Genomic DNA, 693 nt, shown 5'->3' with positions numbered 1-693 from the left:
CCTTCGCGTCGACGGTGATCTTCTTGGACAGGTCGCCGTTCGCGACCGCCGTCGTCACCAGCGCGATGTTGCGCACCTGGCTGGTGAGGTTGGACGCCATGCTGTTCACGTTGTCCGTGAGGTCCTTCCACGTGCCGGCGACGCCGGGCACCGCGGCCTGACCGCCCAGCTTGCCGTCCGTACCGACTTCCTTCGCGACGCGGGTCACTTCGGAAGCGAAGGCGCGGAGCTGGTCCACCATCGTGTTGATGGTGCTCTTGAGCTCCAGGATCTCGCCCTTCGCCTCCACGGAGATCTTCTGCGACAGGTCGCCGTAGGCCACCGCCGTGGTCACCTTGGCGATGTTGCGCACCTGGTCCGTGAGGTTCGCGGCGAGGACGTTCACGTTGTCCGTGAGGTCCTTCCACACGCCCGCGACGCCGGGCACCGCGGCCTGGCCGCCCAGCTTGCCCTCCGTACCCACTTCCTTGCCGACGCGCGTGACTTCCGACGCGAACGCGCGGAGCTGGTCCACCATCGTGTTGATGGTGTTCTTCAGCTCCAGCACCTCGCCCTTCACGCTCACGGTGATCTTCTGGGACAGGTCGCCGTTCGCGACCGCCGTCGTCACCTTGGCGATGTTGCGCACCTGGTCCGTCAGGTTGCCGGCGAGGACGTTCACGTTGTCCGTGAGGTCCTTCCACACGCCGGACA

General features: G+C 66.2%; 1 protein-coding gene. It reads right to left on the bottom strand.

Annotated features, from left to right (window positions below; all coding sequences use genetic code 11):
* A partial coding sequence (locus ACLEQD_RS44765; protein WP_410391974.1) for a HAMP domain-containing protein occupies positions 1-693 on the bottom strand: 693 nt, incomplete at both ends.

Origin of the sequence: Corallococcus sp. 4LFB, from assembly GCF_046520365.1 — a bacterium.
Classification (GTDB): domain Bacteria; phylum Myxococcota; class Myxococcia; order Myxococcales; family Myxococcaceae; genus Corallococcus; species Corallococcus caeni.
The sequence above is the reverse complement of the archived record's forward strand: the minus strand, read 5'-3'. Positions and strand labels throughout refer to the sequence as shown.